This is a genomic window from Dysgonomonas sp. 520 (assembly GCF_010501095.1).
Taxonomy (GTDB): domain Bacteria; phylum Bacteroidota; class Bacteroidia; order Bacteroidales; family Dysgonomonadaceae; genus QVMP01.
On sequence record NZ_QVMP01000001.1, the window covers coordinates 142915 to 168452 of the forward strand.

General features: G+C 40.4%; 18 protein-coding genes. 8 read left to right on the top strand and 10 right to left on the bottom strand.

What is annotated here, in order from left to right; all coding sequences use genetic code 11:
• Positions 1-2: 2 nt before the first annotated feature.
• Positions 3-860, bottom strand: a complete 858-nt coding sequence (locus tag D0T56_RS00605; protein ID WP_163318204.1) for an N-acetylmuramoyl-L-alanine amidase-like domain-containing protein — start codon at positions 858-860, stop codon at positions 3-5.
• A 91-nt stretch (positions 861-951) separates the two neighbouring features.
• The gene (locus D0T56_RS00610) at positions 952-2619 is read right to left on the bottom strand and encodes a formate--tetrahydrofolate ligase (RefSeq protein WP_163318205.1); all 1668 of its coding nucleotides are present in this window, start codon (positions 2617-2619) and stop codon (positions 952-954) included.
• Positions 2620-2879: 260 nt separating this feature from the next.
• On the opposite strand from D0T56_RS00610, the gene D0T56_RS00615 reads away from it, so the two are divergent.
• Together D0T56_RS00615 and ahcY are read left to right on the top strand one after the other, a co-directional pair.
• Complete coding sequence (locus tag D0T56_RS00615; RefSeq protein ID WP_163318206.1) at positions 2880-4169, top strand: DUF6080 domain-containing protein; 1290 nt, start codon at positions 2880-2882, stop codon at positions 4167-4169.
• A 60-nt stretch (positions 4170-4229) separates the two neighbouring features.
• A complete protein-coding gene (gene ahcY, locus D0T56_RS00620; RefSeq protein WP_163318207.1) occupies positions 4230-5648 on the top strand; it encodes an adenosylhomocysteinase in 1419 nt (472 codons plus the stop codon).
• Between the two features lie 77 nt (positions 5649-5725).
• Here ahcY and D0T56_RS00625 read toward each other — a convergent pair whose 3' ends face one another.
• A complete protein-coding gene (locus tag D0T56_RS00625; RefSeq protein ID WP_163318208.1) occupies positions 5726-6535 on the bottom strand; it encodes a helix-turn-helix domain-containing protein in 810 nt (269 codons plus the stop codon).
• Positions 6536-6849: 314 nt separating this feature from the next.
• Between D0T56_RS00625 and D0T56_RS00630 the strand changes: the two genes are divergently transcribed.
• Positions 6850-7674 carry a hypothetical protein gene (locus D0T56_RS00630; RefSeq protein ID WP_163318209.1) on the top strand — a complete coding sequence of 275 codons (825 nt, stop codon included), beginning with the start codon at positions 6850-6852 and terminating at the stop codon, positions 7672-7674.
• Between the two features lie 316 nt (positions 7675-7990).
• On the opposite strand, the gene nspC is transcribed toward D0T56_RS00630, so the two are convergent.
• From nspC to D0T56_RS00665, 7 genes are all read right to left on the bottom strand, one after another.
• A complete protein-coding gene (gene nspC, locus D0T56_RS00635; RefSeq protein WP_163318210.1) occupies positions 7991-9133 on the bottom strand; it encodes a carboxynorspermidine decarboxylase in 1143 nt (380 codons plus the stop codon).
• A 7-nt stretch (positions 9134-9140) separates the two neighbouring features.
• Positions 9141-10994: a DNA mismatch repair endonuclease MutL gene (gene mutL / locus D0T56_RS00640; protein ID WP_163318211.1), complete on the bottom strand. Its 1854-nt coding sequence runs from the start codon at positions 10992-10994 to the stop codon at positions 9141-9143.
• Positions 10995-11017: 23 nt separating this feature from the next.
• Positions 11018-12706, bottom strand: a complete 1689-nt coding sequence (locus D0T56_RS00645; RefSeq protein WP_255490946.1) for an OstA-like protein — start codon at positions 12704-12706, stop codon at positions 11018-11020.
• Between the two features lie 75 nt (positions 12707-12781).
• Positions 12782-14227 carry a peptidylprolyl isomerase gene (locus D0T56_RS00650; RefSeq protein WP_163318212.1) on the bottom strand — a complete coding sequence of 482 codons (1446 nt, stop codon included), beginning with the start codon at positions 14225-14227 and terminating at the stop codon, positions 12782-12784.
• Positions 14228-14339: 112 nt separating this feature from the next.
• Entirely contained in the window at positions 14340-15239 is a 900-nt protein-coding gene (locus tag D0T56_RS00655) for a peptidylprolyl isomerase (RefSeq protein WP_255490948.1), read from the bottom strand.
• 9 nt (positions 15240-15248) lie between these two features.
• A complete protein-coding gene (locus D0T56_RS00660) occupies positions 15249-17231 on the bottom strand; it encodes a peptidylprolyl isomerase (RefSeq protein ID WP_163318213.1) in 1983 nt (660 codons plus the stop codon).
• A gap of 634 nt (positions 17232-17865) precedes the next feature.
• The gene (locus D0T56_RS00665) at positions 17866-18681 is read right to left on the bottom strand and encodes a helix-turn-helix domain-containing protein (protein WP_163318214.1); all 816 of its coding nucleotides are present in this window, start codon (positions 18679-18681) and stop codon (positions 17866-17868) included.
• 366 nt (positions 18682-19047) lie between these two features.
• Here D0T56_RS00665 and D0T56_RS00670 point away from each other — a divergent pair, with 366 nt between their 5' ends.
• The 5 genes from D0T56_RS00670 to ilvN all read left to right on the top strand — a co-directional run bounded on the left by D0T56_RS00670 (position 19048) and on the right by ilvN (position 25523).
• On the top strand, positions 19048-20238 hold the full coding sequence (locus D0T56_RS00670) for a hypothetical protein (protein ID WP_163318215.1): 1191 nt from the start codon (positions 19048-19050) through the stop codon (positions 20236-20238).
• A 108-nt stretch (positions 20239-20346) separates the two neighbouring features.
• Entirely contained in the window at positions 20347-21018 is a 672-nt protein-coding gene (locus tag D0T56_RS00675) for a hypothetical protein (protein WP_163318216.1), read from the top strand.
• Between the two features lie 327 nt (positions 21019-21345).
• Entirely contained in the window at positions 21346-23175 is a 1830-nt protein-coding gene (gene ilvD / locus D0T56_RS00680) for a dihydroxy-acid dehydratase (RefSeq protein ID WP_163318217.1), read from the top strand.
• An 88-nt stretch (positions 23176-23263) separates the two neighbouring features.
• A complete protein-coding gene (gene ilvB / locus D0T56_RS00685) occupies positions 23264-24961 on the top strand; it encodes a biosynthetic-type acetolactate synthase large subunit (RefSeq protein ID WP_185153806.1) in 1698 nt (565 codons plus the stop codon).
• Between the two features lie 13 nt (positions 24962-24974).
• Positions 24975-25523: an acetolactate synthase small subunit gene (gene ilvN, locus D0T56_RS00690; protein ID WP_163318218.1), complete on the top strand. Its 549-nt coding sequence runs from the start codon at positions 24975-24977 to the stop codon at positions 25521-25523.
• The last annotated feature ends 15 nt before the right edge of the window (positions 25524-25538 follow it).

Below are 25538 nucleotides of genomic sequence, written 5' to 3' on the forward strand. Positions count from 1 at the left end.
GTTTATTTTACTCTTAGCAACGCAATACCGTTACACCGCCCCGAATTAAGGCAATATTGAGAAAGGCTGTGTTTTTCGATAGTAACTTTTTTTGCTGTGCTTGAGGCATGGATAAACGTAACACGGCCATTGTCTGAATATGCAATACCCATGTGAGAAAAGTCCAGGCCTTTTATAGTAGTTGAAAAAAGTATAATATCTCCATTTTTTATTTCTTTACCAATATCTGCAATGTTCTGTTTATTTATAACGTACCATCCCCCTCTTTTATTGAGTTGTTTTTCATTTTTTTTTATTTTTTTCACTTCTTCTGGATTGTTTTTCAATTGCCGATAAGCCGATGTATGGGTTGTCATATAGTCTATTGTCTTGATAATCTTAGCTCCACCAAGATTTTGACTTATATTTTCGAATAAATTTCTTTTTTCGTTTTCCATCATCCAATCGGATGAATAATGCAAACGAGAAGAATATCCGTCCACAATTCCGTCCCGGTATCGCAATTGCTGAAGGTGAGAACAATAGTTTTCGAATGAAGCGTTTCCCGATTTTATTGTTTGCGAGAGAGCTATACAGTTTTCAACCAACGTGGTGCAATCCAATTCTCGCAGATTGACAGTTAATCTCTCGTCATTTTTAGTTTTTTCCAAGGTGTTCGACACATAAGGCGTACCACGAAAAAACAAGGCGGTTTCGGTGATCAGGGCGGATAATGGTAAATCCTGTTTGCCTGCAAAGGCGTCTTTATATTTTTCGAAAATAAGGGAGTCTGCTTTTGTATATTCTACCTGAGCAGATAAAGATACTGCCGAAATCAGTACGAAAACGGCAGATAATATAATCTGTTTAAATATCTTCATTAAAGGAATTGATAGAATTTAATGATATGTTTCAATGTTGCAACATCTTTAGATTGTTTCACTTACCATAGTAATGAAAAGGTCTGTAACCTTAGCTAAGTCCTTCTATCTGTCCGTCGATTATATCTATTCTGTTTGCTTGCGGACTTTTGGGTAACCCCGGCATACGCATCATAGAGCCGGCAATGGCTACGATAAATTCAGCACCATTATTCAGAACAATATCATTAACGGTAAACGTAAAGTCCTTGGCCACACCATACGCCGTAGGGTCATCAGAGAAAGAGTATTGAGTTTTGGCTACACATACAGGGTAGTGCCCTAAATTCAATTTTTCTATATGCCTGATTTTTTTCTGAGCCGTTTTACTGAAAACAACAGTCGATGCTCCATAAATATTTTTGGCTACTTTTTTTATCTTTTCTTCAATCGAATCGTTATCCTCGTAAGTAAATTTCACCGTTGAAGAAGGCGCCTTTTCTATTGTCTCCACAACCAGATTGGCAAGTTCTTCTGCTCCGTCACCACCTTTCCCGAAGGCTCCGTTTATAGCAAACCCGACATTGTTATCGGCACAAAACTGTTTCACCAAGTTTATTTCCTGATCTGTATCGGAGGCATACTTATTGAATGCAACAATAACCGTTTGCCCGAAAGACTTCATATTCTCGATATGCTTACCCAGATTAGCCAAGCCTTTCTCCAAACCTTCAATATTCTCATTCTTTATTTCTTCGAGAGGTACATCCCCGTGCATTTTCAATCCCTGAGCAGTAGCTACAATGACTGTCAATTTCGGATTCAGTCCCGATTTACGGCATTTTATATTGAAAAACTTTTCCGCTCCCAAATCAGCAGCAAAGCCGGCTTCGGTGATAACATAATCGGCATGGCTCATCGCCATCTTGGTGGCTATAATAGAATTACATCCGTGCGCTATGTTTGCGAAAGGTCCCCCATGCACAATTGCGGCAGTGTGTTCTGTCGTTTGCACCAGATTGGGGTTGATAGCATTTTTCAGAAGCACCGTAATTGAACCTGCTACGCCCAAGTCTTTAACCGTGAAAGGGGTATCGTCGTATTTATATCCCAGTATGATATTCTCAATTCTGCGTCTCAAGTCTTCAATATCCTTCGAAAGACACAATATTGCCATAATCTCGGATGCCGGTGTGATATCAAATCCCGATTCGGCTGGGATTCCATTCACTGTTCCTCCTAATCCCGTAACCACATTTCTCAGGCTTCTATCGTTAACATCAAGAACCCTTTTCCATAAGATCTCTTTCAAGCCTACACCTTCTTTCTTGTTCTGATAGAGATAGTTATCGAGCAAGGCTGTTATCATATTATGGGCAGAAGTGATAGCGTGAAAATCGCCCGTAAAGTGCAGATTGATATCTTCCATCGGTAGTACCTGGGCATATCCACCACCTGCGGCTCCGCCTTTCATTCCGAAACAAGGGCCTAAAGATGGTTCACGCAGGGCTACGACTGCATTTTTGCCAATCTTATTCAAACCTAAAGCAAGTCCAATAGAAACAGTTGTTTTACCTATCCCCGCTTTGGTGGGAGTTATGGCCGTAACCAGAATCAGCTTGCTGTCCCGAATTTTTGATTCGTCAATGAGGTCGGTAGGTATTTTAGCCATGTATTTTCCATAGTTGTAAAGATTTTCTTCGGCAATACCTATTTTCCGGGCTACATCTTTTATAGGTTCAAGTTTTATGCTGCGAGCTATTTCAATATCCGATTTCATGACAGAAATATGAATGTTTAATTAGTAATGCGTTAATATATTTAGCAAATTGACAAAATTATGGCAAAGATAATTAATCATTCCTGTAAAAAATAAGCAAAATGTAAAAAAAGAACTTTTATAAGACTGTCGGCTATCTTTAATTTTGAAAATGTGATATGCCTTAAAAGCAGGTTGGTATAAAAAACTATTTTATAGGTTTATCTTGCTCAAAATATATTAACTTTGCGGTTCAATTTATTAAGAAAACATAATTATCGATGAAGTTTATTTCTGAAAACAATGCTATTCATATAAAAACTACTTTAGAACAAAGTAAATTTTTATTAAATCTTTTACTGCCACAAAATAAAAAAGAACGAATCCTGCTAATAGCACTGTTTTTATTTTATTTGTCGTATTCTCTTTTCGTTGTTTTTAAAACAAGTTTATTGGATAGTTCACTGGAATGTGATTTGTATTTTTCTTTTGATAATACACAATACTATCATAAAGGCTACACATATGTTGAAGGACATCCTTTACTTCGAAATTTCACAAAGCCTTTGTTGTGGATCGGCGCATTGTGTACTAAATTGTTTACATACAAAGCAAAGACACTATTTTTTGCTCTCTTTTTCAATTTATTGCTCTCCTTATCTGCTGTTTATGTATATAGATATTTTAGGCAAATAGCGAACATAGAAAATAAAGCTGCTCTAATTTTCACACTTTTTTATGCTTTTATGTCAACTAGTATGGTTTTGGCTTTTACGCCCGAATCGTTCTCTTTTTCTATGTTTGTTTTAGTTTTCATGCTTCTTTTTTATTCTATTTGTATGCAACAAAAGAAGAAGGTTTCATTTTTTATAAATGTGTCTTTTGTCGTATTATTGGGAGGAATTACAATTACCAATTTTGTCAAAGGCTTGGTTCCTATGTTATTCTCGAATGAAAAAAAGAAAAAAATATTGATTAAAATTTTTCTTGCTACATCCATATTTTTTATATTGATATTGATGATGCCTACTTTTTGGACTCAGGTGAAAATAATGTTTGATGATTTTGGAATTTCCTCCAGTGAAGTTTATATTGAAAATTCTTACATAAAGAATATTTTTCATTTTTTTATGGGGGCGAGCATCTTGTATCCGGAATTATACGTGGAGCATGGCACTGTGTTAAATACAACTATGGATATGATATGCTTGGATTCTTATCATTATTTGTTTCAATATCTTTTTGTAGGGATTGTATATGCGATTGTCTTTTTTGCAATAATCAAAGGATTTAAAAATAAGTATATATTGTTTATACTTTTACTATTAGGCGTTGATGTTTTTTTACACATCGTGTTTAAATTCGGATTTAGGGATTATTTCATTTACGGTGGTCATTGGGTTTACTGTATACCTCTACTTTTAGGCTGGACTTATAAACTATTAAAGAATAAAAGACAGCAACAAATATATTGGTTTTTAGCATGTATATTGGTTGCCGTGTTGTTTATAAATAATTTATGGTCAATAAGTAGATTGATAGAATTAGGAATTGCATATTATCCGGTTTAATATAGAAACATCTTAATAAAGAAAATCGTAACTTTGTGACCTAAACATAAAAATATAAATATGGCAAAAGAATTATTACCAAACCTGCCTTATCTGGTGGCAGATATCAGTCTGGCTGATTTTGGACGAAAAGAAATTGAAATAGCTGAACACGAAATGCCCGGATTAATGGCACTTCGCAAAAAATATGGCGCATCAAAACCTCTTAAAGGTGCTCGCATAATGGGATCGCTTCACATGACTGTGCAAACAGCAGTTTTGATAGAAACCCTGAAAGAACTTGGTGCTGATATCCGTTGGGTAAGTTGTAATATATTTTCTACTCAAGATCATGCTGCCGCGGCCATAGCTGCTGCCGGAATACCTGTTTTTGCGTGGAAAGGCGAAACCCTTGAAGAATATTGGTGGTGTACAGAGCAGGCTCTTCGTTTCCCCGGAGGAAAAGGTCCTAACTTGATTGTGGATGATGGTGGCGATGCAACTTTATTGATTCACATGGGTTATAGAGCGGAAAATGATGCCGAAACAATCAACCGAAAAGGTGCTAATCATGAAGAGCAAGTTATTCTGGATACATTGAACCGCATACTGAAAGAAGATAATCAGCGTTGGCACAATACAGTGGCAGACTGGAAAGGTGTTTCGGAGGAAACAACTACGGGTGTTCATCGTCTCTATCAGATGATGGAACGTGGCGAATTGCTTATTCCTGCAATCAATGTGAATGATTCGGTTACTAAATCGAAGTTCGATAACCTTTATGGTTGCCGCGAGTCTTTAGCTGATGGAATCAAGCGCGCTACGGATGTGATGATAGCCGGGAAAGTTGTTGTTGTTGCAGGTTACGGCGACGTAGGTAAAGGATGTGCCAATTCTATGAAATCTTATGGAGCACGCGTTATTGTTACGGAGATCGACCCTATTTGTGCGCTTCAGGCTGCAATGGAAGGATATGAGGTAACTACAATGGAAGATGCTGTGAAAGAGGGTAATATCTTTGTAACTACTACGGGCAATAAAGACATTATTACAATAGAACACATGGCTCAAATGAAAGATCAGGCTATTGTATGTAATATCGGGCACTTTGATAATGAAATTCAGGTAGAAAAACTTGTTAATTTCAATGGAATCAGGCATACGAATATCAAACCACAAGTTGATAAATATACTTTCCCTGATGGTCATTCTATATTCTTGCTGGCTGAAGGCCGTTTGGTAAACTTGGGTTGTGCTACGGGACACCCTTCATTTGTGATGAGTAATTCGTTTACAAACCAGACTTTGGCTCAAATAGAACTTTGGCAAAAAGATTATGACGTGAATGTATACCGTTTACCCAAACATCTGGATGAAGAGGTTGCCCGCTTACATCTGGAACAAATTGGAGTTAAGTTGACCAAGCTAACAAAAGATCAGGCCGACTATATCGGGGTTTCGGTTGATGGCCCTTACAAACCAGAGCATTACAGATATTAAGGTTTTGTTCGAGAATTTGTAGTATAACATTTTTTTGATACATTTGTATCGTAATGATTGATAATACCTCCCCTCTGTCACTGGGTAAGTGACAGAGGGGTCTTTTTTTTTCTTCTGATTTCGGAAGGAGAATTTCCCAGATTTTTGTGACAAAATTCGTTGAAGTGAGAAAGCGTGCTGAACATGTTTTCTGTCGAAATCTGCTTCAAACTTTTGTTCGTGTAATAAATATCGTGATACACCACATTTGCCCGACGCTTTCTGAGCCATGAATAAGCCGATACGCCGAACGATCGCCTGAATCGCTTGTTGAACCCCGAATAGCTATAATTCATAATTTCAGCTAGTTGGCGAATGTTTTTAGTGTCTTGAGATAATATCTTCACCTGCTCTGAGAAGTATAAATCGTTTGTGATATAACTGCTGAAAAAACGGCTGAGTTCTTTCTGTGTGTATGAAGCCTTCAATACGTATATCAATTCTTTTATTTTTATTCTAGCTAATGAGTTGTAATCTAAACTACTACCCTTGTAGACCTGTAACGATTCGATGTATGCGGAGATAATATCGTTGAAAGGCAGGTAAAGGTTTTGACTGTTATCATTTTCATCCGTTTTGTCCGATTGAAAATGAGTCAACTGATTGATTTCCTCGCTTATATCAACGGATATCAGAGCAGATTCTTCCATTGCCTTTACGTCTGTTTCGTAGCCGGTGGGAATCATGAATATCTTTCCTGCCGAAATCCTTTCGTCTTTGTGCGATAAAGAAGAAATATTCAACCGACCTTTACCTATGAGAATAATGCTGCAATTTCTCCTGTTTGTTTTCCATTCCTGACCTTTTTGAAGATCAACGAACAGAATTCCTTTTTCTTCATATTCCATATTTTCTGTTGTTTAAGTATTTGTTACTGTGCGTGTTTAACCAATGTCTAATAATTATTTTTCGTATACATTTTTCGTCTGAACCAGAAAGTGACTGTCTTCTAAAAACTTAGAATGAAATAAGTAATGCTGCTTACTTACCTTTTTCGACCATGTTTAATTAATGTTTATCTTTTCCAATTTTGCTCTTTCTTAATCCTTTGATTACAAGCAGAATAACATATCCAAAACCACTCCTCCGTCACTTACCCAGTGACAGATACGCAAAGGGTTAAAACTGAAATATTTAACACAACAAACAACATTAGAAACTTATGAAAAAGAGCAGTTTAATTTTATTGATTTTTTTAGCCGTTACGGCACTCAAAGCACAGGTGGGAGTGAATACGGAATCACCTCAGGGAGTATTTCATATTGATGCGGCACGCAACACGAGCGGTAACACAAACGTGGCAGACGATGTGGTGGTGGATGCGCAAGGCAGAGTCGGAATTGGAACGAATGCACCTCAGACGAAAGTAGATATCAGAAGCAGCACACAAGGTGGTGGCTTCCGCTTGCAGGACGGGTCGCAGGGAAATAACATGATACTAACCAGCGACGCAAACGGAAACGGACGTTGGTCTGCTCCCGGATTTAGTGAATTTACGAGAATAACCCCGCAAATTATTCCTATATCTGTAGATCCTGCGTATAATTTTGGGTTCTACAAAGTCTTTATGCTTAATCAACCGGATGGGACACCATATTCCATAGAATTTCCATCGTACGGAACATACTCTGTTACTATAGGAGCCAGAGTAAATTTATCCAATCTGGATGCAAATTCTAATGTTTCCTTTTTTGTATTGCAATTGTTGCCCGGCAATGATATTAGCTTTTGGGACGCAGCCAGTCCCAATCGTTTTGAAGGGTCTTATGAAGTATACTCATTATTGGCCTCAACAATATCACAAGCCGGTCATCTATTTTACTTAAGCCAAAATATTACATTGACAGAAGCAACCGGAAAAGTTGCATATTTTGCAATGGCTATTCAAGGAACAGATTTACCCAATCCGCTTACAGGGTATTTCTTTATCGGAAATGGCGGACATTGCCCTCAATGTTCAGGTGGCTCTTATGTGAGGATTAATTAATCAGGCACAAAAAAACAGAGGATGCCCGGAATTTACCAAGCATCCTCTGTTCGTATAATCTTTATCAACTAATTCATGCACATCTTACTTAATGCCTCGGGGACATTTCTCTCTACATGGAGAGTGCGGGCATAGAGTTTCAAAAATTCAATGGACTGGGATGACGGTCCATCTTGGTTCGATTCTTTTTTGTGAGATGTTTTGTTCTTTGGTGTAAATTTTTTAATCATAGGCTTTTTTAATTTTTGATTTCCTTACATATAGAAGAACGAGGTAGAAATCAAAATATTACGTACATGCCTATTATTTAACAATTTTAACTCATTCTGTTTTTATAATCAGAATAATCGAACTCCCTATATACCTCCAATTTATTGTCTTTCGTCCATAATGCAATATCGGGATGTGAAATACCATTAAACATTGTGGTTTTTACGGTTGTATAGTGAATCATATCTTCAAACACAATTTTATCCCCAATGGCAAGCGGTTCGTCGAACGACCATTCGCCAATAAAATCGCCACTCAGACAACTGTTGCCGCCCATCCTGTAAGTCGGTTTCCCTTCCACCGGATCGTGGTATGCCCCCCTGATTCGGGGTTTGTAGGGCATTTCGAGGCAATCGGGCATGTGACAGGCAAAGGAAACATCCAGAATAGCCGTCTTTATTCCCCTGTTTTCAACAACATCAACAACTGTTGATACAAGAACTCCCGTTTCCCAGACGAAAGCACTGCCCGGTTCCATAATTATATCGAGATGAGGATATTTTGCCTTAAAACTCTTTAGCAGCAAGACCAGATGATCTACATTGTACCCCTTGCGGGTAATCAGGTGACCACCTCCCATATTCAGCCATTTCACCTGCGACAGCAAATGCCCGAATTTCTTTTCCACCACCAGCAAAGTCTTCTCCAGATCGAACGACGACGATTCGCAAAGCGTATGAAAATGCAACCCCTCGATTCCTTTCGGCAATGTATCACCCAATTGGTCGGCAATAACCCCAAGCCGGGAGCCGGGGGTAGCCGGATTGTAAAGGTCTGTTTCCACGACAGAAAACTCAGGATTGACACGCAGTCCGCATGAAATCTTGTTCCCGTCTTTTTCAACCATCGGATAGAACCGTTGAAACTGAGACAAAGAGTTGAACGTGATATGGCTACTGTACTTCATAAATATCGGGAAATTTTCGTCCGTATATGCCGGAGAAAACGTATGGGCAGGACTTCCCATTTCCTCAAAAGCCAACTGCGCTTCGTATATAGAACTGGCAGTAGAATGGGGTATGTATTCCCTTATGATAGGGAACGATTTCCACATGGCAAATGCCTTGAAGGCAAGTATGATATTCACTCCGGCTTTTTCCTTCACCGATTGTATAAGCGAAAGGTTTTTCCTGAGCAGTTCTTCTTCCATCACATAGCAAGGCGACGGTATTTTATGTATCTCTATCATAAACTGTTTACTTAAAAAGCTTGTCAATATAATCGTCGGCAAGGGTAGATATGATTGTCTTGCCGTCGGGTGTATGGTTGTGGGTTGATGATGCAAACAAGCGGTTGACAATGTCGGTCATCTCTTCCTGCGACATTTTTTTGCCGTAGGGTATTGATGTTGCGTAAGCCATCGACAAAGCGAGCGATTCCTGAACGTCGTCTTTCACATCACTACCTGTTTCGATGCTTTTTTGCACCATTTTGTGTAAAAGTTCTATCGGATCGGTTTTTTCCAGTTCCGACGGAATCCCGTTGATAGAGTAAGAATTATTACCCAAATGGCTCAATTCGAACCCAATGGCTTCAAAGTCGTCCATCAGGTAGGGAATCATCGCTGCTTCCGAAGCGGAAAAGTCTACAATTTCGGGGAACAGTACACGTTGCGATACCCCCCTGTTTTGACGGATATTATTCAGAAAAAGATCGAAAAGAATACGCACATGTGCCCTGTGCTGGTCTATGATCATCAATCCCGATTTGATAGACGTCAGAATGTATTTGTTTTTGTACTGATAATGAACTGCCAGGCTTTCTTGCGATTGGATTTCCGTGTCGTTTTCCTTTCCTTGCGTGAATATATCCACCGGTTTATCAACGGTAAGATTATCCGCATTACCCTCTTTTTCAAAACCTTTATACAAATCCTCCCAATTTGTTTCGGGACGTTTATAACCACCCGCACTACCACCGCTTCCTCCCGAACCGGAGCTGGTCTTGAACGGGTTGTATGTCGGGTCAAAGTTCACCTTTGGCTGAGGTGCATGCTTCGACGGATCGTGTATAGGTATATCAATGGCGTCGTGCGTATTGAAATCTATGGTAGGCACTTCGTTCGATTTGCCCAATGCGCTTTTTACGGTAGCCGCCAAAATTTGCCATATAGGCTGTTCGTTTTCGAACTTTATCTCTGTCTTGGTAGGATGGATATTTACGTCAATGGTTTCGGGAGCAACCTCAAAATAGATGAAATAATTGGGATTTTCGCCCACAGGAATCAGGTGTTCGTAGGCAGACATCACAGCCTTGGCAAAATAAGGATGCCGCATATACCTCCCGTTGACGAAGAAAAACTGTTGTGCCCTCGTTTTGCGAGCCGATTCGGGTTTCCCTATAAATCCATATATTTTTGCGAGGGAAGTTTCTATTTCTATGGGAATCAACTGCTGATTGAAATTCCGTCCGGCAACATTCACTATGCGCTGTTTCAGGTTTCCCGAAGGAAGTTTTAAGGCTTCAATGCCATTATCAATAAAAGTGAATGCTATTTCATGATTTGCAAGCGCAACCCGCTCCAATTCAGTAAGTATATGTCGTTTTTCTGTTTCATTTGCTTTCAGAAACTTGCGGCGTGCCGGCACATTGAAGAATAAATTTTTAACAGAAAAATTGGAGCCGACAGGTGCTGCAACAGGTTCCTGTTTTTCTACATTCGATCCTTCAATCAGTATATGCGTGCCCACTTCGTCCTCTTGTCTTCTCGTTTTCAGTTCGATATGAGCAACGGCAGCAATAGAAGCCAACGCTTCGCCCCTGAATCCCATTGTGCATAGGGCAAACAAATCGTCTGCCTTACTGATTTTTGAAGTGGCATGACGCTCAAAAGCTATACGTGCATCGGTGGCAGACATGCCCTTGCCATCGTCAATCACCTGTATCAGTGTTCGCCCGGCGTCTTGTATTATCAGTTGAATATGTGTTGCTCCGGCATCCAACGAGTTTTCCACCAATTCTTTAACCACGGATGCAGGTCGCTGCACAACCTCACCTGCGGCAATCTGATTGGCTATTGAATCCGGCAACAGATGGATAATATCACTCATTGATTCCTTTCCTTTCTTTATATCTATTGTTGTTCGGTACGCCTCCTCCGTTTCTTCATGTCTCCGCCATCGTCCTTGCGCTTCGTTCGCCTGAGAATATCATCCTTGTCAAGCGGGCGTATGTAGTCGTACCATCTGAAATCGGGAAATTTCATTTGATCGGCTAATAAATCGGGTATGGGAGTCAGAGTTCCGGTCGATTGAGGCCAGAGTTTTATCAGGTCAATTTTCTTTTCTTTCAGAGATATGCTCAAATAAGCACTTTGAGTCTGGTTCATACCTATCATGGAGCCATCTTTTTCGATAGGATAAAAAATTGACTCTGCATTGCCTTCTACTAATACATTTCGCATTTCCTTTCCTTCAAAAAAGACTTTCATATCTCTCCCTTTCAACTGGTTGTAGTGAATTGAGTCTATATCTTCGATGGCAAAACAGTATTTTTTTATATGAGCCATATCTATGGCACTGTCGTTCATATATATTTCGATCGTATCGCCCAACATCTGATAGTTTTCGTTCCAGAGAACAGGGTCTTTATAGAGATACAATATAGAATCCTGAGTTTTAAACATCAGCGAATCGCACACGCCTTGCACATCAGACCGAAAAAAACGCACATTGTAGAAACCCATTATTTCACGCATATCCCCATTGATAGAGTCTCTGATGGTGGTCAGGCGCAGGGTATCGGCATGAAGATAGAGGCTATCGCCTTGAGAATATTCAATGGCAATGGCTGAATCCGTAGCATAGGCAAAATCTGCCAGGTCGTTATAGAACCCGTAATTGCCTTTCAATATTACCTTTTTCAAGGTGTCTTGCATATACATGTTTCCAAACACCTCGCCAAATCCCTCCTGTTTATTGTAGAAGATGGAATCGCCTGTCAGAGAGCGGTTTCCCTCTTTGTTTACGACCGTCGACCGGTCGAGCAATAAAGATTCGTCCGTAACTGTATTGTACCAACCGTTTGACGTATAAATGGTTCCGCTATCGGAAACTATTGTCGATTGGGCAATTATAGTTGCCACCTTTGTGTCGGTATTGTATTTCAGCGCATCGGAATAGAGGGTGAATTTGTCATTTACCAACTTCACGCTATCCCTGAAAGTGGCTAGTTTCAGAGCCGGTTGATACTGCCCCCAGTCGGAAGTCAATTCATTTTCGGGGTCTACAAGCATACCTCCGTTGTAGTAGTACGCAAGGTTGGCAACACGGTCATAGTTGAGACTGTCGGTGAATAAAGTCATGTCTTTATCATTTTCGAGACGGACATTTCTACGCACCTCAAGCAGTTTATTATTACCATTGTAGTGCAGGTAATCGCCATACATAAAAAGCGTATCACCCTGATTTACATTTATATTGCTAAACGCATCGAATGTATTTGTGGCTTCGTTCAGGTATGCGCTGTCGCAATGCATATAAATGCCATCGTGATACAGAATAACCGAATCGAGAAGAACAAGCGGCTCAAAGCCTTCCCTTTGCAGGATATTTTCGGCACGCTTCATGTTTATAACCTTTTTGTTGGCAGTATGTTGATGAACCGTATCCTTTTTCTGTACACTTTTGGGGAGAGATGGCGGTGCTTGCATTTTTTGCCGCATAAGGTTGCTCGCCGAAGCATACATAACAAGGAAGCACAGAAGAATCGCAACCCGATTTCTGTGCCCTTTATTGAGGAAACTTTTTAGTTTACTAAGCATTATTTACTAAAGTTACGATTTACAAGTTACCTTGTCTTGCCGATCTGTTACAAAATTCCTTTTGAGAACACCGGTCTATTTTATCCAACCTTGATATTGGAAATCGCAGTTTTTCCAGTTATCGTTTATTCTTACGTAGGTGTTTTTGATTTTATCTTGCACCCATTTTTTTAGTATTTCTTCTTTTTTCTCTGCCTCAACGTACGATTTCAGAATCTGATAATCGTCCATCACATTGGCTTTATGTCTTTCTACTCGTTGTTTCAGTTTTACAATGGCAACAACCTGACGTCCTTTTTCATTTATCATAACAAAAGGTTTGGATATTTCACCAATTTGCATTTTGTCGATAACCTGAGCTGCTTCGGCAGGCAATTCTTCCATCGTAAACTTGGCTGTGCCATAGTTGCTGCTGTATGGATTCTTATTGTTTACCATCAAGCCTTTGTTGTTGCGGGTATCTTTATCGGCCGATATGTATTGAGCCGCTTCGTCGAATGTCAGTTTAGCTGTCGACGCTTCCGGCAAAAGATCTACATCCTGTGCAAATGAAGAAAAAGCGTCTTTAATAGTATATGTATTGTTTCTCAACTTGTTGGCTATCGTGTCGAGTTCCGATACGGTTTTGTCTATCTCAGACTGTGGAACCTTGGGTTTCAGCAGTATGTGACGCGCATTTATCCTGTCGCCTCTGCGTTCTATCAATTGTATAATATGGAAACCAAATTCGGTTTCTACAATGTTCGATACTTTATTGGGGTCTGTAAGAGCAAACGCTGCACTTGCAAACTCCGGAGCCAATGTGGCTCGTCCCATGAAACCTAGCTCACCGCCTTTTTTTGCCGATTCCGTGTCTTGCGAATAAAGAAGTGCCAACGATGAAAAAGGAGATTCTCCTTTATTGATTCTTTCGGTGAAACTTCTCAGTTCGTTCTTAACGGCATCAATTTCGGATATTGGTATTTTAGGCTCAAATGTTATGACTTGCGCTTCCACTGTTGTGGGAATAAAAGGCAAACTGTCTTGCGAAAGCTGCGTGTAATATTTACGAACCTCTGACGGTGTAAGTTTTATCGTTCCCACAATCTTCTCTTTCACATTGTCGGTGATGGCGTTATCTCTCAATTGCTCGCGCCAATCGTCACGCAACTGCGAAACCGTTTTTCCGCTATATTCTTCCAGTTTTTCTTTCGATCCGTATCTGGATATGGCATTGTTGACATAATTATCGACCTGACGGTTGACATTTGTCATAGGCACATCAATACTGTCGATCTTAGCCTGATGCAAAAATAATTTCTGAACGGCAATCTGCTCCGGGATGAGGCAATCGGGATCTCCGTCAAACTTTTCGCCACTCATTATCATTTGCATTTTAACTCCTTCAACCTCAGATTTCAGGATAGCTTCGTCTCCCACTACCCAGATCACCTGATCTGCTATATTGTCTTGAGATTTCAGGGCGATACTGCTTACTAAAAGCAAAAAGAGTAGAGCTACTTTGTATAGATGCTTTGTCATTTATATCTTAATTTATCAATTTTTATTTTTTCGAGCCGTAAATATATACAATATTGAAATAGGTTTATTTAGACTGATTGTTTAACACAACATTCTTTAACCATATTTTTTATTACTTATTACTTTCCGTGTCTTTTTTATAATAATAGGTAATCTTTTCTTCTTTTATAGCCTGATTGTACAGGTCTTCTTCAAATTCTTTCAAAAAATTTGCTTTCTGCTGATTTATCAATACCTCCATCACCTGAGGTTTTACATATTCGAACGGAGCCGTTGTACCTGTCAACGCATACTCCTTTATATACAATAGGTAGACGTTGGTAGAATCATCCACCTCAAGGCTTTTGTTCTTTTTAAGGAATTCTTCCGAGTTGGTAACGGTATAGGGTATCTTCGTCATCATTTCATCCATACTCATCCATCTGTCGTAGAAGAAATCGTACGTAACAGCATGTTTCAAATGGTTTTTCTCGATACCTTCTATCGCTGTTTTTGAGTTCGACTTATACCACCGCCGAAAATCGTCGATCATGTCGGACGAAGACGGTATTTTAAGGAACAAGCCTTTTATAAGATTCGATTGCAGTTTGAACCGGTCGAGATTTTCTTCGTAATATTTCTTCAATACATTATCCGACAGTTGGTTCGAAAACCGTTCTTTCAACAATTGCTCCTGATAGGTGAATACTGTGAGCGATTGCCTGTAATTGTTTACCAGCTCGTCGATCCGTTCTTTATCTGCCACATTTTTCTGGGCTTTTTCATACATCAGTTCATCGTTGATCCACAGCCTGATGTAAGACTCCGCAGCCTTGATACTGTCTTCGGCGTCTATGCCCGAAGGAATTATTTCCTTCAGATCACTTAAGTAAAGGGTTCGTCCGTTTACCGTAACCAATGCTTCTTCTTCATTGACTTCGGCATTGCCGTTTCCGAATGAGCATGACAACACTCCAGCAACCGCAACAAGTGCGATTGCGAAGAATGCTGTAGACAAACACTTTATTTTCATGCTTATTTTTTATTTAATGGTGCTTAAAACCGATTTGTCAATATCGACAGGATATTTCTCTCTCAAGGATTGAAGCCACTTTTTCTCCAGCATATCTTGATAATCGGAAACAACCAGACCTTTCACATCTGTGTATTCTTCCGGTGCTTTAATCGTTTTGCCTTGTACGTAGAAAAGAGGGAACTTTTCGTTTGGAGTTGGCTTTTCACCCGCTTTCTTGTTGAATATCTCGTAATCGACAAACGTATTTTCGCCTTTAGCCCATATACCACGTTCGAGGCGGATTGGCTGAATGGAATCGTTTGCAAATGTTTCTTTCAGAATAGATCCTATGTTGCTATGTGTCACCTTATTCTTTTTCAAGGCATCTTTCACTCTTTTCAGGGTAGCATCGTCTTTGTAGTGGATAACTGCCCCTTTAAACTTGGGCGCACCCCATTGATATTTCGATTTGTTAGCAGAAAAATAATTCTCCAATCCGGTTGTATCGTTTGCCGCTTTTTCCCAAACTTCTTTGTTCATCACATCAAACAAAAGGATGCCATCGTAGTATTCTTGTGCAAGATTCTTTATTTCGGGATTATTTTTCACCAATTCATTTTTTTGCTCTTCCTGCAAAAGCGAATACACAAAACCGTTGTACAGATTTGAAAGTCCATCCGTTGACATTTTCGACGCTGCTGCTTGCGAATTTTTTTCGATGTATTTACCAAATTCTTCAACCGAATGAGACACATTATTTACAGCCACTATTTCACCTGTTTTGGTACTAAGATCGGCAATAAACAAAGAGTCGGTAGGAAATACGGTATCAGCCAGCGTTGATAGTTGAGACAACATGCCTGCGTTAGATTTCGTTAGGATTTGTTTTTCCAGTTTTTCTTTTTTCAACCTGTTTAAATCTAGCTGGCGGTCAGACCTTAGAATTTGCCCCATGATGTTGCTTTTTGCTTCGTTCCAAGGCATACGGTCTTTCTTGTCGAGGAGTTTTATTATATGAAAACCGAAATCGGTTCTGATTGGCTTTGTTATGTCTCCAACTTTGGTCAAAGCAACGCAGGCGTCTTTAAACTCGGAAGGAAGCCTTACTTCGATGGTCATCCAACCCATTTCCCCACCTTTTTCGGCACTTTGCCTGTCTACGGAGTATTCTTTACAAAGCGTTTCATAGTCTTCACCTTTCAGTATCCTGTTGTAAACAGAATTGGCAAGAGTAGACAAACTATCCATCTCTTCTTTAGCCGGTTCTGCTGAACTGAATCCGAACATAATGTGGGCTATTTTCATCTGACCGGGATCGAGACGCCTGTTATAAACTTTTATTAAATGGTATCCGAAAGCTGTTCTGACAGGCATGCTTATTTCGCCCGATTTCAGATTGTACATTGCATCTTCAAATTCTTTAACAAACATCATCGTTGTTGCCCATCCCATATATCCCGGACGGTCACCTTTCAGACTGTATGTGTCGGCCGACACTTCTTTTGCAACCGCTTCAAATGCTTCCGCTTTTTTACCGATAAGTCTCGCTCTCACCGCCATAGCCTCATTGTATGCTTCCAGAGTATCGGCAGGAAATAGTTGTTGCTTTGAAAATTTGATAAGAATATGACCTACTTCTATATTTTCTTTATATCTATCGTACAGGCTTTTACCAAAGGATTCTTCCGTAACCGTATCTTTCAGGTATGGTAAAATCAGCTGATCACGATACGAGTTATATTCACGAAGAAACTGGCGAGAGGTATCTATACCCATTGTTTTAGCTTCCTCTGTTTTCAATTTAAAATCGACGAATAAATCGACATATTCATTTAATGATTTCCTTTCAATTGCATTTTCAGAGTTATTTTTATTGTACACATATTCAAATTCCGACTTAGTAACAGGAGTTCCGTTAATTTTCATCAGAATGGCGTCGTTTTTTGATTGTGCTAAAATAGAAACTGTAGTTAGAATGAAAATAATAAAGGTCAGATGCTTCTTATTCATAATGTTTTAAATTTAACGTTTCAATTGTGTGCAAAGATATTAAGTTTTCGGTAAAATAGTTATTCTGCCCCCATTTAAAAAGATAAAACATCTTAAACAATTGTGGATTTTGCTTTTGGCGATGCAGAGGTCAATAAAAAACAGAAAGAGTCTACCTTCATCTTATTCTTAGTTTATGTCAGTCTGCATTTGCATTTACTATAACAAAATGTTGGTTTAAATTAGTCGCTGTGCGGGTGGAGTAAAACCCCACCCCTACACCACTCCCTGACCCTCTCCAAAAGAGAGGGAATAAGCACTTCCTCCTTTAGGAGGAGGATGAAAGGAGGTGTGTTTGTAGGGGCAGGCCTCTGGTCTGCCCGAAAGTAGGGGCGTAAAATTTTACGCCCTCATACCAATAACATCGGGCGAAATATTTTTCGCCCCTACTAGGAAGATATTGTACTATTTAACCCACCGCTTCACAACTACTGATTCGCATTATTCTGCAAAGAGCGAAATCAATGACCAGAATCACCTCTCATTAAAAAATTATGGAAAATATTACTTTCCGAATAATAATTTGCGTATATTTGTACTTTAGTTATTGATAATAACCCACCTCTGTCACTTTGTAAGTGACAGAGGTTTCTTTTTATCCATACTCTCTGGTCTGATTCTTTCGCCTGATTTCAGAGGGTGAATTCCCCAGATTTCTGTGGCAAAATTCATTGAAATGAGACAGGGTATTGAACCTGTTGTCAATCGAAATTTGCTTCAGGCTCTTGTTGGTATGGTAAATATCGTGAAATACGACATTTACCCTTTCCTGACGAAACCACGAATAGGCAGACATGCCGAAAACCTTGCGGAATCGCTTATTGAATCCCGAATAGCTGTAATTCATCATTTCGGCTAGTTGACGAATGTTTTTAATCTCCTGCGATAATTTCCTGACCCGTTCCGAGAAATACAAATCATAGCTGATATAGGCACTGAATAAACCGGCGAGTTCTTCTTCCGCATAAGAAGCCTTCAGAATACACATCAATTCTTTCACTTTTATGCCGGCTAAAAAACTATGATTTAAATCGTTATCTTTATAAGTAAGCAGTGATTTGATGTATGCGGTAATAACCTGATTGAAAGACAAGTAAAGGTTTTGATTATTATCATTCTCCACCGGTCTATATGAGTAAAAATTAGCGAGTTCGTTGATCTCTTCTCCCATTTCAACGGATATCAGAGCCGATGCCTCCACAGCCTTTATTTCGGTTTCATATCCGGTCGGAATCAAGAATATCTTTCCTGCCGAAACAGTTTCTTCCCGATGCGTTGAAAAAGAAATATTCAACCGTCCTTTATCGACCAGAATAACACTGCAATTTCTCCTGTTCGCTTTCCATTTCTGACCCCTATCCAGGTCAACGAACCGGATACTCGATTTTATATCCTTATCCTCAAATTTCATGTTTTAATGTTGTTTAAGCATCTGTTACTGTGCGTGTTTAAAGAATATCTAACAAATATTTTATCATCATTTTTTGAGACGACGACTTAAACACCACATTTTCAGTAGTGTCTGTTTTTTTTCGGTCTGCTTCTTTTTCTAAAAAAAACGTTTTTCTTATTCGATACACTTTTTGTTAAACATCACCCACCTATGCGATCTGTAAGTCGTTAATAAACAACCTATTGTAAATCAAATCTGAAATTTCCGTCACTTACAAAGTGACAGAACACATAAACAACACAACATCAACACCTTAGCATTATTCAGAAAAAGAAAAAACAGACAAAAACAAAAAACTAACACGAAAAACAACATTTAAAAATTATGAAAAAAAGTTTATTATTCTTATCTGCTATTTTAGCTTGCTCCATAACCTACGCACAGGTGGGAGTGAACACAGAATCGCCAAGCGCAACAATGCACGTAACCCCCACAAAAACAGACGCTACAACCCCGGAGGGTATTATCGCGCCCAATCTGACTCGTGCCCAACTGATAAGCAAGGATGCTCAATACTCTTCTGCACAGCGAGGAAGCATTGTCTACGTGTCAAGTATTTCAGGAACAGCAACTACCAAGACGGCAAATGTAACTGCCGTTGGGTACTATTATTTTGACGGCTCTTTGTGGCAGCCATTCTACAAGAATATGCCGACCACCGAACCGTGGTATGTGCAGGGTGGTACAACGCAAGCAACAGGCAATTCGCAGAATATCTTCCAGAATGGAAACGTAGCCGTCGGATCGAATTCCTCGAACGGATATAAACTGCAAGTGACTGGTACGGCAAACATTACGGGGAATACCCGTGTGGGTAGTTTAGCTAAAATAGGTTCGGGAACCACCTTCAACAGTTCTGCGCAAATAGAACTGAGCGATGCAAACAAAGGTTTGCTTCTGAATCGGGTGGCTCTGACAGCTGCAAACGTAAAAGCTCCTGTGACCAATGCCGTAGCCGGAATGATGGTATACAACACAACCAGTAACGCACAAGTAACACCCGGTGTATATTATTGGAATGGTGTGAATTGGATCAGGATGGTGACAGAAGTACCAAAGTCAACATTAAGCCTATTAAATTTAACAACACATACTGCAAGCGAAGTTGGCACTTTAAATGGAGATGGTGGTGCAGTACTTAATTTTGGAGAAATAACTATTCCAGAGAGCGGTTCTTATGCTTTCAATTTTAGACTTTATGGAGGAATTGGAAATATAACAGAAACCGATGAAACCAGATGTGTCTATTATTTATCTTTAAGGGGGCTAAATCCACAGACGGAAGAAGATAGACTGATAGACATTGCAGAAATAAACCTTTATACTTTTAAACAAAAAGCGGGGAAGTATCCCTATAAAAGTACATATTCAGTAGCTTTAGGTGGAACTTTTTCGGCAGGAGACAAGGTCACTTTTAAGATTTCACATCCCTCAACCGTACCATATCCTTGGGCTCTAACTGCAGGGGGATCGCATACCGCTGCTCGCACTTCCTTGATCTGGTGGAAATTGTAGCCTACAAAAAAAATACATTTTATCAAAGGACACAGATTCATTACCGAGTTGTGTCCTTTGTCTTTTTTTAATATCTTCGTATCTGAATATAACTTAAAAAACTGCATCATGCTATCTCACTTATTACTATCTATCTTGGTTGGTCTATTGACTTTAGTTGCTCTCGGTTTTACTATCGGAGGATTGGTTAAGAAAAACCAAAAGTTATGGATCATATCGCTCGTAGTATTCATTGCATTGACACTGCTATCCGTATTCTGCATCTACAAAACCGTAGTGGCAGCGATAGACTACGCCGGATCTGAGCAATTTCAGCAAGATGCAAAAAACACTGCGGAGAAACTTAGCAATACTGTTGGAGGCGTTGTTTCGGGTGCTGCTCAAGGTTTAGGTAATGCGTTAGACGACGAAGCTATCGAAAAACTGGCAGCCAAAGGAGGTAAGATATTAGGAAAAGGCATAAAAGCAACCGCAACAAGTTTGGATGAAACCATAGGTCAAACAACAGTCTTCACAGACGAATCTATAAATAAAGAAGGAATTATTATTGGCAGGGCAGAACAGACAAAAAGTTCTTCGAAATATGCTATCGGACTGTTTCTTGAATTCAAGAACGACTTTAAAGACAAATTGATATTGACCTCTTACGACAGCCAAGGCAACAAGCAAGACATTTCGGAATTGAACATTGACGAAAAAGCCGGAACATCTAAAGTCCTCATTTTCCAATTCGATCATTTCCATCCGGGCGTGAGCGGCTATTGCATATTGACCAAATGATTCAAACCGACATCAATATTGTTATAAATCAAGGAAAGAACACCGTTTTCGAGATTTTTGTAAATAAAAAATCAAAAAAAACGCTCTTATTGCTTGCCAATTAAAAAACATTTGTAACTTTGTGCCATTATTTAGAGTTTAAAACTATGACAAAAAGTGCTTATAACTACCTCGTCCTCGATATTCTGCTCGTCTGCACGAATAAATGAGAAAGGTATGCATATAGGGCACTGCTCGGAAGATATAAAAAGAGTATAAAAGTAAAATATATATAGACCTTTCTCAGGAAACGAGAAAGGTCTTTTTTGTTTTAAAAACTGATTAGCAATGAAAATCGAATTACGCAGTTCGACCAGCACACAAGGTCGCCGCATGGCCGGGGCTAGAGCCCTCTGGCGTGCAAACGGAATGAAAGAAGATCAAATGGGCAAACCACTGATTGCCGTCGTCAACTCTTTTACTCAGTTTGTGCCGGGGCACGTCCACTTGCACGAAATAGGGCAACAAGTGAAAGCCGAAATAGAATCTCTGGGATGCTTTGCTGCCGAATTCAACACCATTGCAATAGACGATGGCATTGCCATGGGGCACGACGGAATGCTCTATTCCCTGCCCTCGCGCGACCTGATTGCCGACAGTATAGAATATATGGTGAACGCTCACAAAGCAGATGCCATGATTTGCATCAGCAATTGTGACAAAATTACACCCGGAATGTTAATGGCTGCCATGAGGCTGAATATCCCTGCTATATTTGTTTCGGGAGGACCAATGGAAGCAGGCAAACTGAACAACAAGCAACTAGACCTGATAGACGCTATGATAAAAGCGGCAGACGATTCTGTTTCGGACAAGGAGGTTGACGCAATTGAACGCTCGGCATGCCCTACATGCGGATCGTGTTCGGGAATGTTCACCGCCAATTCGATGAACTGCCTGAACGAAGCTATCGGTTTAGCCTTACCCGGAAACGGTACAGTTGTGGCTACACACATCAACCGCACAAAGCTGTTCAAGGATGCAGCGAAGATGATTGTCGACAATTCCTACAAATATTACAGGGATGGCGACACCTCTGTCCTGCCACGTTCGATAGCAACCAAGCAAGCGTTTCTGAATGCAATGACTCTGGATATTGCGATGGGAGGTTCCACAAATACGATACTCCATTTGCTGGCAGTAGCAAACGAAGCGGGCGTAGACTTCACGATGGACGACATAGACAAATTGTCACGAAAAACCCCTTGCCTGTGTAAAGTTGCTCCGAATACCGACAAATACCATATTCAGGACGTAAACCGTGCAGGCGGAATACTAAGCATCATGAACGAGCTGGCAAAAGGCAACCTCATCGACACATCTGTTTATCGTGCCGACGGAATGACACTTGCCCAGGCTATCGGCAAATATGATATAACAAAACAAAATACTGACAAAGAAGCCGAAATGCTCTACAAATCGGCTCCCGCAAACAGGTTCAACCTTGTGATGGGATCTCAGGATTCGTACTTCCCTACCCTCGACTCTGATCGTGAGCAAGGCTGCATCCGAGACATTGAACACGCATACACTAAAGACGGGGGTCTGGCAATACTGAAAGGAAATATAGCACTGAACGGATGTGTTGTGAAAACAGCAGGTGTGGACGAAAGCATCTTCAAATTTACGGGAACAGCCAAAGTCTTCCATTCGCAAGATGCGACATGCGACGGCATATTGAGAGGAGATGTAGTAGCAGGAGATGTAGTTGTTATAACATACGAAGGCCCTAAGGGCGGACCGGGAATGCAAGAAATGCTCTACCCTACTTCATATATCAAGTCGAAACACTTGGGAAAAGAGTGCGCCTTGATAACAGACGGACGTTTTTCGGGAGGAACTTCAGGATTGTCGATAGGACATATTTCGCCGGAAGCAGCCTCAGGAGGTGCAATCGGGCTGGTAAGAAATGGCGACACGATAGAAATAGATATTCCAAATCGCTCCATTAATGTGAAATTGACCGAAGAAGAATTAAATACCCGTCGGAAAGAAGAGGAAGCAAAAGGAAAAGAGGCTTTCAAACCCAATCGGGAACGAGTCGTTTCAAAAGCGTTGAAAGCATACGCAAGCATGGTCAGTTCGGCCGACCTTGGAGGAGTGAGAATAATAGAGTAAACAAAGCATTGAGTTTTAAGCAATAAAAGTTTTAAGTAAAAAACTTACAACTTCAGACTTATAACTTATAACTAAAAAAATATATATTATGTCTAAAGAAATAACAGGAAGCGAAGCATTGATACTCTCTTTGATCAATGAAGGCGTTGACACCATTTTCGGGTATCCGGGGGGTGCAATTATGCCTGTTTTCGATGCGATTTACGATTACAAAGACAAAATAAATCATATATTGGTGCGTCACGAACAAGGCGCAACACACGCTGCACAAGGTTATGCCCGCACATCGGGCAAAGTTGGAGTGGCATTCGTAACTTCCGGTCCGGGAGCCACCAATGCAGTCACCGGCATAGCGGACGCCATGCTCGACAGCACACCTATTATAGTGGTATCGGGGCAAGTTAGTTCAAATCTGTTGGGCAGCGATGCCTTTCAGGAGGCAGACGTAGTTGGCATCACCCAGCCTATATCCAAATGGTCGTACCAGATACGCCGAGCCGAAGATATTCCGGCTGCCGTAGCACGAGCTTTCCACATCGCATCCACAGGACGACCGGGTCCCGTTGTGCTCGATATAGCCAAGGATGCCCAGTTTGGAAAACTGGACTTCAAATATGAAAAAATAAATTTTCTTCGCAGCTATCAGCCCAAGCCCGACATTAAGGATGAACAAATAGAAGCCGCCGCCCAAATAATCAATGAGGCTAAAAAGCCTTTGGCACTGGTGGGTCAGGGTGTAATATTGGGCAAAGCCGAAGAAGAGTTGAAAGCATTTCTCGAAAAAGCCAATATACCTGCCGCTTCTACGATTCTGGGATTGTCTGCCCTACCGTCCGACTATCCGTTGCTCATGGGCATGTTGGGTATGCATGGCAATATAGCACCCAACATGAAAACGAACGAATGTGACGTGCTTATCGCCATAGGTATGCGTTTCGACGACCGGGTTACGGGCGATTTGAATACGTATGCGAAACAAGCGAAGATTATTCATTTCGATATCGACTCTTCCGAAATGGACAAGAATGTGAAAACAACAGCTCGTGTTTTGGGAGATGTAAAGGAATCTTTGCCTAAAGTTACCGAGCTACTGAGAGAAGCCGATCACAGGCAATGGATTGAAGAATTTAAGCCTCACTACGAAAAAGAATACAATATCGTTATAAAGAACGAATTATACCCGGAGTCAGGTCCCCTGAAAATGGGCGAAGTTATCAACCGGGTATCCGAGGCCACACACAACGATGCCATCCTGGTTACGGATGTTGGTCAACAACAAATGATGGGCGTTCGCTATTTCAAATACAACCAAACCAGAAGCGTGGTCACATCGGGAGGACTGGGCACAATGGGATTCGGACTGCCGGCTGCAGTCGGGGCAAAGTTTGGAAGACCCGACAGAACTGTTTGCCTTTTCGTAGGCGACGGCGGTTTCCAGATGACCATACAAGAGCTTGGAACAATCATGCAATACGACATTGATGTGAAAATCATCATCCTGAACAATCATTTTCTGGGTATGGTGCGCCAGTGGCAGGAATTATTTTTCGACGAAAGATATTCCGAAACCAACATGAAAAACCCTAACTTTGTGCAGATAGCTCAGGCATACAACATTCCGTCGAAGAAAATCGGCCGAAGGGAAGACCTCGACTCTGCCATATCGGAAATGTTGAATCACAAAGGAGCATACCTGCTCGACATTGATGTTGAAACCAAAGGAATGGTTTATCCGATGATTCCTGCCGGAACATGCGTAACGAACATACTTTTGGGAAATGAATAAACAATCAGAACCTATGGAAGAAAAAAAATTATATACGGTAACCATCTTTTCCGAAAACACGGTTGGACTGCTAGGTCAGGTGACAACTGTTTTCATTCGCCGCCAGTTGAATATAGAAACACTTTCGGTGTCGCCGTCGGCAATCCCCGGAATACATAAATTCACGATCACCGTGATCACAGACAGGGAAACAATAGAAAAAGTTGTCAAACAAATAGATAAGCGTGTGGATGTGTTGAAATCATACTTCAACACCGACGAAGAATTGGTGCATCAGGAAATAGCACTTTATAAATTGTCTACCCCCGATTTTCTGAAATTGGGATCGGTGGAAGACCTTATCCGTAAATACAATATCCGCATTCTGGACATTAACGAGAACAGCATTGTATTGCACAAAACAGGGCACTACGAAGAAACTCAAGGTTTGTTCAACGAACTGAGCAAGACAATCGGGGTCTTGCAATTTATACGTTCGGGACGAATAGCCATCACAAAATCGAAGATAGAACGCCTGAGCGATATGCTTAAAGGACGTGAGGAGAAACGGAAAAACCTGTAAGATATAAATAAAACA

What these genes read in the sequence shown, in the direction of transcription:
- D0T56_RS00605 (WP_163318204.1), bottom strand. Translation starts at nt 860, where the DNA reads ATGAAGATATTTAAACAGATTATATTATCTGCCGTTTTCGTACTGATT.
- D0T56_RS00610 (WP_163318205.1), bottom strand. Translation starts at nt 2,619, where the DNA reads ATGAAATCGGATATTGAAATAGCTCGCAGCATAAAACTTGAACCTATA.
- D0T56_RS00615 (WP_163318206.1), top strand. Translation starts at nt 2,880, where the DNA reads ATGAAGTTTATTTCTGAAAACAATGCTATTCATATAAAAACTACTTTA.
- ahcY (WP_163318207.1), top strand. Translation starts at nt 4,230, where the DNA reads ATGGCAAAAGAATTATTACCAAACCTGCCTTATCTGGTGGCAGATATC.
- D0T56_RS00625 (WP_163318208.1), bottom strand. Translation starts at nt 6,535, where the DNA reads ATGGAATATGAAGAAAAAGGAATTCTGTTCGTTGATCTTCAAAAAGGT.
- D0T56_RS00630 (WP_163318209.1), top strand. Translation starts at nt 6,850, where the DNA reads ATGAAAAAGAGCAGTTTAATTTTATTGATTTTTTTAGCCGTTACGGCA.
- nspC (WP_163318210.1), bottom strand. Translation starts at nt 9,133, where the DNA reads ATGATAGAGATACATAAAATACCGTCGCCTTGCTATGTGATGGAAGAA.
- mutL (WP_163318211.1), bottom strand. Translation starts at nt 10,994, where the DNA reads ATGAGTGATATTATCCATCTGTTGCCGGATTCAATAGCCAATCAGATT.
- D0T56_RS00645 (WP_255490946.1), bottom strand. Translation starts at nt 12,706, where the DNA reads ATGCTTAGTAAACTAAAAAGTTTCCTCAATAAAGGGCACAGAAATCGG.
- D0T56_RS00650 (WP_163318212.1), bottom strand. Translation starts at nt 14,227, where the DNA reads ATGACAAAGCATCTATACAAAGTAGCTCTACTCTTTTTGCTTTTAGTA.
- D0T56_RS00655 (WP_255490948.1), bottom strand. Translation starts at nt 15,239, where the DNA reads ATGAAAATAAAGTGTTTGTCTACAGCATTCTTCGCAATCGCACTTGTT.
- D0T56_RS00660 (WP_163318213.1), bottom strand. Translation starts at nt 17,231, where the DNA reads ATGAATAAGAAGCATCTGACCTTTATTATTTTCATTCTAACTACAGTT.
- D0T56_RS00665 (WP_163318214.1), bottom strand. Translation starts at nt 18,681, where the DNA reads ATGAAATTTGAGGATAAGGATATAAAATCGAGTATCCGGTTCGTTGAC.
- D0T56_RS00670 (WP_163318215.1), top strand. Translation starts at nt 19,048, where the DNA reads ATGAAAAAAAGTTTATTATTCTTATCTGCTATTTTAGCTTGCTCCATA.
- D0T56_RS00675 (WP_163318216.1), top strand. Translation starts at nt 20,347, where the DNA reads ATGCTATCTCACTTATTACTATCTATCTTGGTTGGTCTATTGACTTTA.
- ilvD (WP_163318217.1), top strand. Translation starts at nt 21,346, where the DNA reads ATGAAAATCGAATTACGCAGTTCGACCAGCACACAAGGTCGCCGCATG.
- ilvB (WP_185153806.1), top strand. Translation starts at nt 23,264, where the DNA reads ATGTCTAAAGAAATAACAGGAAGCGAAGCATTGATACTCTCTTTGATC.
- ilvN (WP_163318218.1), top strand. Translation starts at nt 24,975, where the DNA reads ATGGAAGAAAAAAAATTATATACGGTAACCATCTTTTCCGAAAACACG.